This is a genomic window from Nocardia carnea (genome assembly GCF_029868325.1).
Taxonomy (GTDB): Bacteria; Actinomycetota; Actinomycetes; order Mycobacteriales; family Mycobacteriaceae; genus Nocardia; species Nocardia carnea_C.
This window is the reverse complement of the sequence record NZ_JARWNW010000104.1, coordinates 23109-37287: the sequence shown is the minus strand read 5'-3', so window position 1 is coordinate 37287 and position 14179 is coordinate 23109. Positions and strand designations below refer to the sequence as shown.

Sequence of the window (14179 nt, the reverse complement as noted above, 5' to 3'; positions counted from 1 at the left end):
CATCCGACGGTCCGGACCCGCGCCGATATGGGTCGCGAGGCCAGGGCCCTCTCCACCTTACTCGCCGCGGCGCCGGGAAGTCGCTTTTCGCAGCCGCAGCGCGGTGCGCAGCCCCCGCGCCGGGGCGTGTTCCCCGGAATAACCCGTGGCGTCGAATCGGCGTTCGGACGCGGTTTCCGGCGCATCGTCGGCGGTCGCGGTGAGCAGGCTGTCCGGCAACGCGAGCTTGTGGATGGTCCGCAGGCTCAGCACCGCCTGACGGGGCAGCGACCCGGTCGTATAAGGCAGATCGTATTTCTCGCACAGCGCCCGGACCCGCACGGCGAGCTGCGGATACCGATTACTCGGCAGATCGGGGAACAGGTGGTGTTCGATCTGATGGGACAGATGCCCGCTGAGGAAGGCCAGCACCGGGCCGGCATCGAAATTGGCGGTGCCCAGCATCTGCCGGAGGTACCAGTGCGCCCGGGACTCGTCCGTCATCACCTCGGGCTCGAATTTCTCCGCGCCGTCGGGGAAGTGACCGCAGGCGATCACCGTGTAGGCCCACAGATTGCGGACCAGATTCGCCGTCGCGTTCGCGGTCAACGTCCGGCGCCACCGGCGGCCGCTCAACGCCGGGAAAACCACATAGTCCTTGGCCACCTGCCGGGCGATTTTTGCCGCCAGTGCCCGCGCCGAACCCGTCCCACCGGCCGCGGTGCGACCGAACTTGCGCTCGAGATACCAGCCCTGGGAGGCGATCCCCCATTCGAAGGTGACCGCCAGCAGCAGATTGCGCAGCGGTTGCAGCAGATGCCCGGGCTGCCAGCGTTCGTCGCGCGTCACCCGCATGACACCGAAGCCGATATCGTCGTCCAGCCCCAGCACATTGGTGTAGACGTGATGCCGGTAGTTGTGGGAATGCCGCCACTGCGCGGACAGTCCGGCCATATCCCACTCCCAGGAGGTGGAGTGGATTTCCGGGTCGTTCATCCAATCCCACTGGCCGTGGCTCACATTGTGGCCGATCTCCATGTTCTCGATGATCTTGGCCAGCGCCAGCCCACCGGTGCCGGCGAGCCAGCCGCCGCGACGCCGGCTGAATCCGATCGTCGCCCGCGCGGCCGCGTCCAGTGTGCGCTGGAAGGTGATGGTGCGCCGGATGTAGCCGGCATCACGGGCACCGAGCCCGTCGGAGACATCACGCCTGATCTCGTCGAGTTCGCGACCGAGGGACTCGATTTCGGTGACGCTCAGGTGCGCATACACCGCCACCTGGCTGATGGCCATAGTTCTCTGCCCCACATTCCTGGGTAGTTGCCCGGATCCGGAGCCGGAACCGTCTGGCAGCACCGATGAGAGTGGTCAGCGGTGCCACCTGCTGAAGCCGCCGTGCCCGAGCAACGCCAGGCCCTCCCGGGGAACACTCCGGACACGCTCGGATGCGGCGGCATCGATATCGAGAGCAGAAGCTCGGCCTGTTCGGGTCCACCGTAGCCGCATTCGTGCGCGGCGGTCCACAACACCGGTGGCGGGGGCGTCGCGCGGTTCCGGATCCCGGCGCCTGCCTGGCCACCAGGGAAACGGCTGGTAGCGGCGTGAAGCAGTGGCGGGATGAGCAGAAGTTACCCATCTTTCCGAAAACCTATTGAATGTGCCGTTGTTTAGCGGTACGGTAATGAATGTATCGATGAAGCGCTGCAGAAGCGCTACCGCCCCGCAGGTCCACCGGGGCGCGACGAGTGAGGACTCCCCGATGAACCGAACCCCCGAACAGCGCACCCGCCGCATCGCCGCCCGGATCGCCGCGATCGCGGTCCTCGCCCTCGCGCCACTGGCCGGGACCGCGGGCACCGCTTTCGCCGACCCCGGCGCGGCCACAGCGATCAGCGATTCCAGCGGATTCGGCAACGACGACAGCCACGGCTTCGGTAACGACTCCAGCGATTACGGCACCGGCAACAACGGATCCGACTGGGACGACAGCTTCGGCTGGGACGATAACGGCCAGTACGGCTATCGCGGTCACAACCAGCACAATTACGACGGCTGGAACGACGAGTTCAACACCGGCCACACCGATCGCGAAGACCGGGACTCGCACGCGGGTTACAACGGTAACCGCGGTAGCGACTACGACGCTCCCGCCGACTGGGACGACAACGACCCCAGCGGCAGCACCCCGAACCAGACCTGGAATGTGCCCAACCCCTACATTCCGCCGCCTCCCCCGGCCCTGCTGCCGACCCCTCCCGTGCACCTCCCGGCGCTGCCACATCTTCCACTGCCACTGGTCGGGCTCCCGGGACTGCCCGGCACGGGCAGCGCCTTTTGATACCGCGATCTATGTTGCCGTTATACAGCGGTCCAGTTGTAAGCGACACATCAGTTGCGACAATACGGCCGGGTCCATAACCCGGACCCGGCCGTACCCCGATTCTTCGATCACACGGGCGCCGCCGCCCTCGTCAACTGCCGGCCGGCGGCGGCAAGTACTGCATGCGCCGCATCCGACAGCTCCTCCGCCCGGACAGCCCGTTCGCACCGCCGCGCAAGATCGATTCGATCGTCCCCCGCCGGCTCGACCGGGGCGAGCACGACCTCGGCCGTCAGCCCACGCGCCCGCAGGACCCGGACCACCGACCCGATCAGCGTATCGTCGCCGACGAAACCCGGCACGGTCGATCTGTTGCCGTGCGGATCCAGATATCGCAACCGCACCGGCTGCACCGGGGTCCCGGTGTCCACCGCGGCCTGGAAAATCGCCGGCCGCAGTTTCCCGTAAGCCCGCCCGCACCAGGTGGTGCCCTCCGGAAAGAAACCGATCCGCTCGCCCGCGGCCAGTCGCTGCCCGACCTGCTGCACCACCTCCGGCAACCGGCGTAGCCGCTCCCGCTCGATCGGCACGACCCGCATGATCCGGGCCAGCCGTCCGAGCAGTGGCCAGTCGATCAGATCCGCGCGCGCCACGAAGGCCAGCGGCTGCACCGAGGCCAGGACGATGATGTCCGCCCAGCCGATATGCCCGCAGGCCACCAGCACGCCGGTACCGGCCGGCGCGAACTGCGGCCGCCCCTGCACCTGCCGCCGATCCACTACTCGGAGCCGGATTCCGCAGCTACGCAACAGCATTCCCGCAAAGCGCCGCTGCACGCCGGAACGGCGCGACGGCGGCGTGACGATATGCGCGAACGGATAGGCGGCCAGCACCGACAGCGCACCGGCGGCCCGGACCCCGGCACGCAGTATTCCGACCTCGGCCCTGTGCTGAACGCATCCCGCCGCGCACGGGCTGGTGGGCATCCACGAATGCTGCGGCACGGTTACTCCGGCCTGATCTTCCAGCGTCCGAACCGGCATCGGATCACCGCCCACCGTCGAAATTCGCCGCCGCACCGCGTAAACGGTCCAGGTAGCGGGTGTTGATGGTGTCCAGCCCCAGCAGCACCACGAAATCGGCCACCGCGAAATCCGGATCGTGCGCCGGTTCGCCGCAGATCTCCGCACCGAGCCGCAGATACCCGTTGAGCAGCGGCGGCAACTTCGGGCGCGCCGGCGCGGGCAGATCGTCGAGCGCCACCCCGTCCACCACGACCGGACGGTACGGGCGCACCCGCTGCTCCAGTGCACACGCATGTTTGGCGAGCAGGAAATCACGCACCCCGCGCACATTGACCCCGGCCGGCTCCTCCGGGCGGTTACGCATGGGCACGGAGGCGCAACCCATCACCCAGTCGTAGCCGGTGAGCTGGATGTAGTGCAGGATCCCCGCCCACATGAGCGTGAGCACCGAACCGTTGCGATGGTCGGGCACCACACAGGCCCGCCCCATCTCCACGATCCGCTTTCCGGCCGGGTCCAGCCGGGACAGATCGAATTCGGTGGCCGTGTAGTAGCCGCCGGCCGCCGCAACCCTGTCCGGTGGCAGCATCCGGTAGCAGCCGACGAATTCGCCGGTTACCTCGTCGCGCACCAGCATATGGTCGCAATGGTCGTCGAAACGGTCCGCATCCAGACCCGTTCCGTTGTCGGGGATCCGGAAACCGGGTTCATCGGCGAAAACGTTGTACCGCAGTCGCTGCGCCGCGATGCGATGGTCGGTATCGGAGGAGACGATCAGTGCGTATCGGGACCGGTGATCCTCGCTGCCGGCCGGTCGGGCCGGCGCTGTCAGCACGGACGTAATAGCCATAAGGCCTAGGAGGCCAGTTCGACACTGCGCCCGGGCATCCGTGAAGTGTCGCCGGTATGCCGGTTCGGTTAACGAGATGCAGCTCACACCAGCCGTTTACCAGCAGCTTCCCGCGAATTCGCCCCCTGGGGGGCCAGCGGCCGAATGACGCCGGGAACCGAATGACCCTCTACCTCGTTGAGGATGGCGCCAATTCGGACGAACCACCCAACCGGTGATCGCTCGGCGCGGACCGTTCCGGCCACAGCACAACGTAGCGGGAGCTGGACGATCCGAGCCGGCTGCCCGCCGCTAGGCGACAAAACGTTCCGGTTCCCGGACCGCGCCCCGCCACTGCTCGTCGACCTCGTCGAACCCGGGACGCCCGGTTCCGATGAACGCCACCAGCCACGACAGCACCGCGGCGAACCGGTTACGGAAACCCACCAGATAGAACAGGTGTACCGCCAGCCAGATGAACCAGGCGATCGTGCCGCGGAAGCTGATCCGCTCGTTGAGTTTGGTGACCGCACTGAACCGGCTGATCACCGCCATACTGCCCTTGTCCCAGTACACGAACGGCGTACCGGGGTGCTTATCGCGGCTGACGATATCGGCGGCATGACGCCCCTCCTGCATGGCGACCGGCGATTGTCCCGGGTAGCCGTTGAGCGAGGTCATATCGCCGATGGCGTAGATATCGGCGTAACCACCGACGGTGAGGTCGGGGTTGATGAGCAACCGCCCGGCCCGGTCGGTTTCGCATCCGGTGGCTTCGGCCAGCATTTTCGCGAACCCGCCCGCCTGCACACCGGCCGACCAGACGATGGTTTCGGCGTCGATCTGCCGAAGCTGCCCGTCTTTGTCTTTGACGGTGACCTGCCCGGCCTCGATATCGGTGACGAAGGTGCCCAGCAACACCTCCACACCGCTGCGGGTCAGCGATTTCTTCGCATACTCCGAGAGCCCGCCACCGAACGGCGGCAGCACCGCGCCCGCGCCTTCGACGAGGGTTACCGAAACCTCCTGGTGGAAGTGCCGCTTCGCCAGCTCTTTCAGCTGTCCCGCGACCTCGACACCGGTGGCACCGGCCCCGACCACCACGAACGACAGCAGCCGGCGGCGGGTCTGCTCATCGGCGTCGGCAGCTTCCCGGAAAACACGTTCGATCTGCGCACGCAGCAGCTTGGCGTCGTCGATGGTTTTCAGCGAATAGGTCTTGTCGGCGAAATCGTCACGTCCGAAATACGACTGGCTGGCACCCGTGGCGGCGATCATCGAACCGTAGCGGATACGCCGGGTGCCCTCGGGGGTCTCGTAGGTGAGGATCGCGGCATCGGGCTCGATATCGGTGACATGGCCCTGCCGGACATCCGCCTCCTTGTGCCGGCGCAGGATGTTCGCGATGGGGGGCGCGATCTCCTCGGACGCCAACACCCCGGTGGCGACCTGGTACAGCAGCGGCTGGAACAGGTGTTCCGGCGTGCTCGAGATCAGGACATAATCGACGCCCGCCTTCGCCAACTGCTTGGCGGCGGCGAGCCCACCGAACCCCGATCCGATGATCACGACATCCGCGTACTCGACGCCGGCGCCGATTTCCGTGACGTTCTGCATGACAGCCTCCTTCACTCATTACTAACCGTCATCCAGAACGCAGATATTTCAGGGTTCAGGGCGCATAATTGAGATGACTCTTATCTGATCTCGTCATGAATGGGGTGGAGATGGAACTTCGCCAGCTCACGTACTTCGTCGCGGTGTGCGAGGAACTCAGTTTCAGCCGGGCCGCGGCCCGCTGTTTCATCTCGCAGTCGGCGATCAGTCATCAGATCGCCCGGCTGGAACACGACCTCGGCGTCCAGCTCTTCGAACGTTCGACCCGATCGGTCGTCCCCACCGACGCGAGCACAAGATTACTACCGCTGGCGAAGCAGATGCTAGGTCTGGAATCCGCGATCCGGGCCTCCATCCGCACCACCGGCCCCAGAATCCGGCTCACGGCGAATATGTCCTTCGCCACACGATCGCTGACGGCTATCGCCGGCGCCCGCGAAGCCCACCCGGGCGCCGAGATCGAATTCGTCATCAAACCCTTCCGCCAGCGGGTGGCGGCCGTGGCCGACGGCGATTGCGATCTCGCCCTGATCCGCGGCAGCGTCCAGCAGGCGGGCCTCATCGTCGAACAGCTGTGGGTGGAAGACCTCACCCTCGCCACCGCCCCCGCGCACCCGCTCGCCGGACGCACCGATGTCACCCTGTCCGAATTGAGCGCCTATCCCCTCCTGCTCCCCCCGGAATCCGAGCAGGTCCTCATCCACAACGTCATCCGCGCCGCCTTCGCCGACCTCCCCGTCGGCCCCACCTACGGCCCGCCCATTCCCCCCGACCACACGGCCACCATGGAGTTGATCAATCACCCCGACGCGTGGACCGCGCTCTACGCGAACAGCTCCACCGAAGGTATCGCCACTCTCTCCCTCGCCGATCAGCGCCTGCGCATCCCGGTCTCCGCAGTACTACGCGCCGACACCCGCCGCACCCCCATCCTCGCGACACTGCTGGACGGGCTGCACGGGGCGTAGCGAGCTCGGCGGGGCGGCCGGCCTCCACTGCCGCCACGACACGATCACGCCACGTGAACGACCGGCCCGGTGCCGTGGCACACCGGGCCGGTCGTGCTCCTGCGGCCGGGCAGTGGCCGCCGGGAAACCCGAGTGGCGAGGGACCACACCTCGGGTTGTCTCGTTACCGTCCTACGACGGTGGATTCCGCTGTCGTGGGTCTACCGCCGGTCGGTGCGCAGCACCGCTCCTTCTGGTACGGGCCGAACCTCTCCGTTCTTCAGGATGATCACGCCCGGGCTGCCCGGCGGCAGCTGGTATCCGGGCAGGTCCCGGCCGAGGTTCTCTCGTAGGATCACCCGGTCGATATCGGGCCGCTCCTGGCCATTGATGATGATCTTCTTCTCACCGGGCCCGGGATGGGCACTGGCCACCCCGGCACCCGCCACGGCCGCGCCTGCGACCCCTACCCCGCACACCACAGCGGCGAAGGCTCTGCTCGCCGGTTTCAGCTTCACCATGGAACTCCTTGTCACACCGTATTTTTCGCCGATCGAGTGACCGGCTTTCCGATGTCTGCGACGGTAGTTCGCTTTCCTGTGCCCACGCTGCGCACTCGGCTGGGAGTCGGCTGGGAACCGGCAGCCTTCCTGAGAACCGGCCGCGGGATCAGCCGCAGCAGAACAGGTCGTCACATGGCTTCCCGGCCTCACTGCCGTACACCGTGAAACCACGCAGCGGCGCCAGCAAACTGTCGGCGGTCCACGGGTCCAGCAGAGGCGCGGCGGCCGGAGCGAGAACGCCCCAGCTCGGCGGCGCATCGTTGAGGTCATAGCGGGCGATGCCGTCGACGAACAGGGTCCACAAGCTGTGGTCGGGAAACGGGTTCAGCCGCAACACCCACCAGTGCCCATCGACCTCGGCGGCCAGCGGAAACTTCCGATGGCCCGTACCGCGCCACTGCGGCTGTGCCTGCGATTCATATCGCGCCATACCTCGAGTATCCGCGCGGCCGTGTTCGACCACCACAGCAGCGCAACAGCCGGCGGCCGCTACCGCTCGTGCTGACCACCTCTCTGCCGCTCGAGGAGCTCGGTCACCGCTTCCTCGGTCAGCGGCCGGTGGAAATACCAGCCCTGCGCGGTATCACAGTGCAGTGCCCGCAACTGTTCGGCCTGGAACCGGGTTTCGACACATTCCGCGGTGGCCGTGAAGCCGAGCGCGTGAGTCAAGCCCACGATCGATTCCAGCACCACGAAATCGGTGTCGCCGGCGCTGTCGCGGATCCGCTGGACGAACGGACCCGCCAGCTTCACCACCTGTAGCGGCAGCTGGCCCAGGTAGGCCAGGTTGGAGTAACCGGTACCGAAATCGTCCAGCGCGATACGCACTCCCGCGTCCGCCAGGGTGCGCAGGGCCGCCAGCGGTCCCCCGTCGTCGGCCATGAACGCCCGCTCGGTCAGCTCCAATTGCAGCCGCTGCGGCGGGATTCCGGTCTCGCTGAGAGTTTTCTCGACTCGGGCCAGCCAGGACGGGTCGGCCACCTCCACCGCGGAGACGTTCACACTGATGACCGGTGCGCCCTCGGGGTCGAGGTCGTACCAGCGGCGGGCGGCGCGGCACGCCTGCCCGAGCACATAGGCGCCCAGGGCCAGGATATGGCCGTCGTCCTCGGCCAGGTCGATGAATTCGACGGGTGAGAGCACTCCCAGGTCGGGATGGCGCCACCGCACCAGTGCCTCCACGGCGTCGATCCTGTCCCCGGACAGTGGCACTATCGGCTGATAGTCGAGGAAGAACTCCCCGGTGGCCAGCGCCTCGGGGATGGCGGCGGACAGTTCGGCCCGGGCGTGCTCGCGGCGGCCGCGGTCGGGGTCGAACACCGCATAGCAGCCGCGACCGGCCGATTTGGCCCAATACATGGATGTGTCGGCGGCTTGCAGGAATTCGTCCGCGTCGGCCCGGTCCGAACGTTCCTCCATCACACCGACGCTGGCGCCCACGCGCAGGCGCTGACCGTTGATCTCGAAGGGTTCGGAGAACGCGGCCAGTACGGCCTCGGCCAGCGCCGCCACCTGGCCGGGGTGGGTGGGGTCGGGCACCAGGATCACGAACTCGTCCCCGCCCATCCGCGCGACCAGCTGCCCGGGCTCGGTGACGCATTCCCGCAGCCGGGCCGCGGCGGCAACCAGCAGTTCGTCGCCGACCGCGTGACCGTAGGTGTCGTTGACGGTTTTGAAATGGTCGAGGTCCACGTAACACAGGCCGACGCCCGAGTCCGGGGCGGTGAACGCTTCGGCGAGCGCGTCGAACAGATAGGACCGGTTGGCCAGACCCGTCAGCTGGTCGTGGTGGGCCCGGTAATGCAGGCTCGCCTGCAGAGCTCGCTGTTCGGAAATATCTTCTACCAGCACCAAGGTGTACTGCGGGGCGCCTCGCTGGTCCCGGATGAGCGAAACGTTCAGGTTGGTCCACACCGCGTGCCCGTCCCGATGCGGGTATGCCTTCTCCAGCCGGACACTGTCGCATCCGCCGGCCATCAGCGCCCCGTACAGCTCCCACATCCCCGATTCGTCTTCCGGATGCGCGAGGTCGGTCACCACCATTCCGCACATCTCGTCGGGCCGGTACCCGAGCATCTCCGCGAACGCCGCATTGACTTCGATGATCCGGCCCGTCATATCCGACAGGCCCGTACCGACACCGGCCTGCGCGAATACGCCACGCATCCGTGCTTCGCTGGCCCGCAACTGTTCTTCGGCGGCGCGCCGGGCCGCGATTTCGGCGGTGCGGACGCTTTCCTGCTCGGCGAGCAGCCAGGCCCGGAAGGCGCGCAGGTAGCCGTTGGCGAAGGCCCCCAGCGTCGCGGCCACATGCGGTGCCGGGACACCGATGCCGGCGAGGTGGGTGCCGAGAACGTGGATACTGCGGCCCAATACCTCATCACCCACGAGGTGGGCGCGCGCGAGATCGGCACCGGCCGCGGCCGCCCGCTCCGGGTCCGGCCGCGGGGTGGCGGCCGCACAGACCTCGGCCGTCAGGCGGGTCAGCAAGCCGGCGGTTTCGGCGGCGCTCATCGGCACGATGTGATCGCGCGTTCCCTCCCGCAGCGCTGTCATCCATCGGCCGGCCAGGTCGGCATACAAGCCCTGGGGTAACGCACCGGGCCCGGCATCCCAACCCATGGGGTCCGATGCTAGCCGCAAGCGACTACGGATGTGGAACGTACCCACTTCCCACCGGTTTCGGATACCATGACGGCCGTCCGGGTCGCCAGGCTTCGCCGACGCAGAAAACGTTGGCGCGAAAGGAAATACCGACCGATGACCAGACCGAGTTGGGCCCCCGACGGTATCGACCTGGATCGCCCGAGCGCATCCCGCGTCTACGACTACTTCGTCGGCGGTATGCACAATTTCGAGATCGACCGGCAGCTCGCCCAGCAGATCGAGACCTTCACCCCGAATGTCGCCGAGACCATGCGCGCGAACCGAGACCTGTTGCGCCGCTGCGTCCGGTTCCTCACCGACCAGGGCATCGAACAGTTCCTCGATATCGGCTCCGGTATCCCGACGGTCGGCAATGTGCACGAGGTCGCGCAGGCGGCCAATCCGTCGGCGCGGGTGGTCTACGTCGATATCGACCCGGTCGCGGTCGCACACAGCACGGCCATCCTGGCCGGTAACCCGAACGCGGCCGTGGTCCAGGCCGACGCGGGCCGGCCCGAAACAATCCTCGCCGACCCTTTGGTCAAGAGCCTCATCGACTTCGAGAAGCCGATCGCGGTATTGCTGCTGGGTGTCCTGCATTTCGTCACCGACGATGCCGACCCGGCGGGCTGCGTCGCCCGGCTCGGCGACGCCGTCCCGGCGGGCAGCTATCTGGCGATCACCCATGCCACCGCCGACGGGCAGCCGGCCGAGGTCCTGGAAGCCCAGAAGCTGTCCGGCCGGACCTCCACGGAGATCGTGCTCCGCACCCAGGATGAGATCGCGGCCTACTTCACCGGGTGGACGATGCTCGATCCCGGGCTCGTCCACCTCCCGTTGTGGCGGCCCGAGCACCCCGACGATATCGGCGAACATCCGGAACGGTCCGGGGCGTACGGCGCGGTCGCCCGCAAGGACTGATCCGAGCGCCCACGCACCGTCGAGCCCGGTGCTTCGGGTCGTGGAAAATGCCGGCCCAATTGCTCATTCGGGTGACAGCCGCGCGGTGAGAGCTGCGCTCGACCGCTGCGGTTCCGGACAACCACCCGCGTATCGGCCGACGGTTACGTCCCCGCCCCGTCGGCACCGCAACTGCTACGCCGACGGGGTTCTCGGCTTTTCGCTGTTCTCACCGAAGCAGCAGCCGGCGTCGAGTGGCGACAACGGCTCCGACTACCCGGTCGACGTCACCTGGATCCCGGCACAGCGCAGGCGGTCGGCGGGTGACCACCTCAGGTCCTACCTCGTCATGCTTCACACATGGCGCCCGGGTCCTCGCCGGCGAACAGAGTGTTCAGGAAGGCGTCGACATCGTCGCCCGCGGCTGTGAGCACACCACGGTGGTCGGCGCCCTCGTAGGACCGGTAGTCCACAGGTGAACCGTTCGCGCACAGCTTCTCGGTGATCTGCGTGGTGATCGGTGCGGCGACCAGGGCATCGGTGGTGCCCTGCGCGACCAGCGCCGGAACCGTGAGGTTCAGCTCTTCCGGCTCCTGTCCGGCGAAGTACGCGGTGAGCGCGGCGGTATCGGCACCGGGCGCGAACAGAGCACCGGGCGGCACCTCGGCCGCTGCCGCTTTGATCTGGTCCATACAACCGGTGCGTGCCACATCGAGTAACGGCCGCGCCCCATCGCTGATCATCGCCTCGGCCGAGAGTTCCGGCTCCGCGGCCTCGGCGCCGAGCAGCAGTACCGGCAGGAACGGTAGTGCCGCACGCACCCCGGGGCCGCCGGCCGCCATATATTCGGCGGTATCGCTGGTGCGGCTCCCCGGTGCGTAGGACACGGCGCCCACGAGGTCGAGTTCCGGTGCGTATTCGGCACCCTGCGCCGCGGTGAACAAGGCGGCGTGCCCGCCCTGACTGTGTCCGGCCACAGCCCATTTCGCGCCGATCCGGGAGTCGAGTTCACGCGCGGCACGGACGATATCGGTGACGGTATGCGCTGCGCTGACACCGTTCATATACGGATGTCCGCCGGGCGTTCCCAGGCCCTCGTAATCCGTGGCGACGACCGCGTATCCGCCGGTCACCCACCGGGCGATAACGGGATCGGTGACGGCCAGATAGTCACGCGCCGGCCCGCCGACGCTGTGCGCCGAGGGGGCGCAGGCATCACCGACGCCGGTGGTGCCGTGCGCCCAGCTGATCACCGGCCAGCCGCCCTCGGGCGGTTCACCGGCCGGGACGGTTACCGTGCCGGAAACCAGGATCTCCTGCCCGGCGGCGGATTGCGAAAGATACGTGATGCGTTCGGTCCGGGCGTCTTCGGGCACCACAGAGTCCGGAGACAGTTGCACCGGTGTGGCGGTGATCAGCGCGCCCGGCGCGGCACTGCCGGGTTCCTCGGTCGAATCGCCACATGCCGTGGCGACCAGGGCCGTGGCCGCCAGCACGATCGCGGTACGCCATTTCCCGGTGCCGCGGCGGGACAGAACTGTTCTCATATCACGCTTCCAACCATCCGTGGCGGCGCGATATCGCTCCATCGGACACCGGTCGCCACGGATAAAACTGAAATTCATTCTAGAACGTAGCACGGCGCGATATGCCGACGGAGCGAATCGGTAAGTTCCCTGAGCCGAAGCCCGGCGCCGGCGTCCCGACGGTTTCCCCGCCCTTACGTCCCGGGCACGGACTGTCGGCCGGCTCTGCTTCCGCACCCCGAACCGGCCGACGGTCGTCATGTGCTCACGCGACGGCGGTCCCCTCGAGTTCCACCATCTGGCCGGGGAGCGCGAGCCGGGTCACCCCGAGCATCGTGGTGGCCGGCGCGACCCCGGCCGCGCCCAACCGCGCCGCCAGCACACCGTAGTGCTGGAACAGGAGGTCGACGTCGGTGGTGTAGACGTTGAGCCGCACCAGATCGGCGACCGCCATACCGGCCTCGCGGAGTACGGCCTCCAGGTTGTCGAGACTCAGCGCCAGCTGCGCCGCCATATCGCCGTCGTGCTCCGGTTTACCGTCGCGATTCGTGGCGGTCTGGCCGGAACAGTAAAGCGTCCGGGTGTGCCCGGAAACGAGCTCCCCCTGGTTGAATCCCAGCTCCGCCGACCACACCACCGGGTTGACCGCCGTGCGTTGCACCGTCACTTCAGCTCCATTCGTTTCATCGGAAGTCCTACGCCGACGAGTCTCGCCGGAAATCACGACATCCTCGGTCATGTATTCCGGGTAGATTTCCCGGTATGCGCGCCGACCGGTTGGTCTCGCTGGTGCTGTTGCTGCGCCGGCACGGCCGGTTACCGGCCGCAACACTCGCCCGCGAGCTGGAGGTATCCACTCGAACGGTGCTGCGCGATATCGAAGCGCTCTCCGCGGCCGGTGTCCCGGTGTACGCCGAACGCGGCCGGCACGGCGGTTTCGCACTGCTCCCCGGTTTCCGGACCGAGCTCACCGGACTGAACCACGAAGAGGCGCTCGCCCTGCTGGTCGCCGGAACACGGCGCGGTGCCCAGGTTTTCGGACTCGGCTCGGCGCTCGCATCGGCCATGTTGAAGGTGGTCGACGCGTTGCCCGAGAACTACCGGACCACCGCGAGCGAAGCAGCCCAACGATTGCTCATCGACCCGGAAACCGATCTACTCGCGCGCCGGGTGGGCGACGACGATGTGCCCGACGCCGTGGTGACCGAGGTCCGGCGTGCGGTGTTCGCCGGGCACAAATTGCGTATCCACTACGCGGCCGTGGACCAGCCCCCGCAATGGCGCACCGTGGACCCGATCGGGCTGGTCACGGTACGCGGCCAGGGCTATCTGCTGGCCACCCGGTCCGGCGCGGACCGCACCTACCGCCTGTCGCGGCTACTGGCCGCCGAAGAACTGCACGAACCCGCCCAGCGACCGGACCGGGTCGATCTACACAGCGCCTGGCAGGAACGCAGCACGCGGTTCCGGGTGGGCGGCAACCAGGTCACCGTGCTGGTACGGGTGGATCCGGCCCGCCGCGACGAACTGGTGAGCACCGCCCTCACCGTCCGCAGCGAAGAAACCGGCACCGACGGCTGGTTGCGGCTCGAGGCGACCTTCCAGGATTCCCGCCATGCCGAATGGGCGCTGTGGCAGCTCTCCCCGGACGCCGAAGCGCTGGCCCCGCAGTCGTTGCGCGTCCGCCTGCACAACCGCGCCGCCGCCATCGCCGCCCGCTACGGCGAATCCATCACCTAGGAAATCCGGCGGGGTACCCGCCCGCACCTGCGGCCCGGGGAGGCTGCCGAACGGCGGCCCTTTATACCCCCGTTCGGGGGTGGCCGG

The 14179-nt window shown here is 67.6% G+C and carries 13 protein-coding genes; 4 read left to right on the top strand and 9 right to left on the bottom strand.

The genetic code is table 11. The features are described 5' to 3' along the window. Window positions 1–57 precede the first annotated feature (57 nt). The gene (locus QH196_RS07090) at window positions 58–1272 is read right to left on the bottom strand and encodes a fatty acid desaturase family protein (protein ID WP_280414944.1); all 1215 of its coding nucleotides are present in this window, start codon (window positions 1270–1272) and stop codon (window positions 58–60) included. Between the two features lie 466 nt (window positions 1273–1738). On the opposite strand from QH196_RS07090, the gene QH196_RS07085 reads away from it, so the two are divergent. After that, window positions 1739–2317, top strand: a complete 579-nt coding sequence (locus QH196_RS07085) for a hypothetical protein (protein ID WP_280414943.1) — start codon at window positions 1739–1741, stop codon at window positions 2315–2317. Window positions 2318–2427: 110 nt separating this feature from the next. On the opposite strand, the gene QH196_RS07080 is transcribed toward QH196_RS07085, so the two are convergent. The 3 genes from QH196_RS07080 to QH196_RS07070 all read right to left on the bottom strand — a co-directional run bounded on the left by QH196_RS07080 (window position 2428) and on the right by QH196_RS07070 (window position 5770). Then, entirely contained in the window at window positions 2428–3342 is a 915-nt protein-coding gene (locus QH196_RS07080; RefSeq protein ID WP_280414942.1) for a lysophospholipid acyltransferase family protein, read from the bottom strand. Window positions 3343–3346: 4 nt separating this feature from the next. Next, window positions 3347–4174, bottom strand: coding sequence for a GNAT family N-acetyltransferase (locus QH196_RS07075; RefSeq protein WP_280414941.1), 828 nt, complete (start codon window positions 4172–4174; stop codon window positions 3347–3349). Between the two features lie 291 nt (window positions 4175–4465). After that, window positions 4466–5770: an NAD(P)/FAD-dependent oxidoreductase gene (locus QH196_RS07070; protein ID WP_280414940.1), complete on the bottom strand. Its 1305-nt coding sequence runs from the start codon at window positions 5768–5770 to the stop codon at window positions 4466–4468. 110 nt (window positions 5771–5880) lie between these two features. On the opposite strand from QH196_RS07070, the gene QH196_RS07065 reads away from it, so the two are divergent. Then, the gene (locus QH196_RS07065) at window positions 5881–6738 is read left to right on the top strand and encodes a LysR family transcriptional regulator (protein WP_280414984.1); all 858 of its coding nucleotides are present in this window, start codon (window positions 5881–5883) and stop codon (window positions 6736–6738) included. 200 nt (window positions 6739–6938) lie between these two features. On the opposite strand, the gene QH196_RS07060 is transcribed toward QH196_RS07065, so the two are convergent. The 3 genes from QH196_RS07060 to QH196_RS07050 form a co-directional block, all read right to left on the bottom strand. Beyond that, the gene (locus QH196_RS07060; RefSeq protein WP_280414939.1) at window positions 6939–7238 is read right to left on the bottom strand and encodes a hypothetical protein; all 300 of its coding nucleotides are present in this window, start codon (window positions 7236–7238) and stop codon (window positions 6939–6941) included. 148 nt (window positions 7239–7386) lie between these two features. Next, window positions 7387–7710 (bottom strand): hypothetical protein, encoded by a 324-nt coding sequence (locus QH196_RS07055; RefSeq protein ID WP_280414938.1) that lies wholly within the window; start codon window positions 7708–7710, stop codon window positions 7387–7389. A 59-nt stretch (window positions 7711–7769) separates the two neighbouring features. Next, window positions 7770–9902 carry a putative bifunctional diguanylate cyclase/phosphodiesterase gene (locus tag QH196_RS07050; protein WP_280414937.1) on the bottom strand — a complete coding sequence of 711 codons (2133 nt, stop codon included), beginning with the start codon at window positions 9900–9902 and terminating at the stop codon, window positions 7770–7772. A 138-nt stretch (window positions 9903–10040) separates the two neighbouring features. Here QH196_RS07050 and QH196_RS07045 point away from each other — a divergent pair, with 138 nt between their 5' ends. After that, window positions 10041–10847 carry an SAM-dependent methyltransferase gene (locus QH196_RS07045; RefSeq protein WP_280414936.1) on the top strand — a complete coding sequence of 269 codons (807 nt, stop codon included), beginning with the start codon at window positions 10041–10043 and terminating at the stop codon, window positions 10845–10847. A gap of 326 nt (window positions 10848–11173) precedes the next feature. On the opposite strand, the gene QH196_RS07040 is transcribed toward QH196_RS07045, so the two are convergent. Beyond that, the gene (locus QH196_RS07040) at window positions 11174–12373 is read right to left on the bottom strand and encodes a lipase family protein (RefSeq protein WP_280414935.1); all 1200 of its coding nucleotides are present in this window, start codon (window positions 12371–12373) and stop codon (window positions 11174–11176) included. Window positions 12374–12617: 244 nt separating this feature from the next. Further along, entirely contained in the window at window positions 12618–13013 is a 396-nt protein-coding gene (locus tag QH196_RS07035; RefSeq protein WP_280414983.1) for a RidA family protein, read from the bottom strand. 101 nt (window positions 13014–13114) lie between these two features. Between QH196_RS07035 and QH196_RS07030 the strand changes: the two genes are divergently transcribed. Beyond that, window positions 13115–14092, top strand: coding sequence for a helix-turn-helix transcriptional regulator (locus tag QH196_RS07030; RefSeq protein WP_280414934.1), 978 nt, complete (start codon window positions 13115–13117; stop codon window positions 14090–14092). Window positions 14093–14179 lie beyond the last annotated feature (87 nt).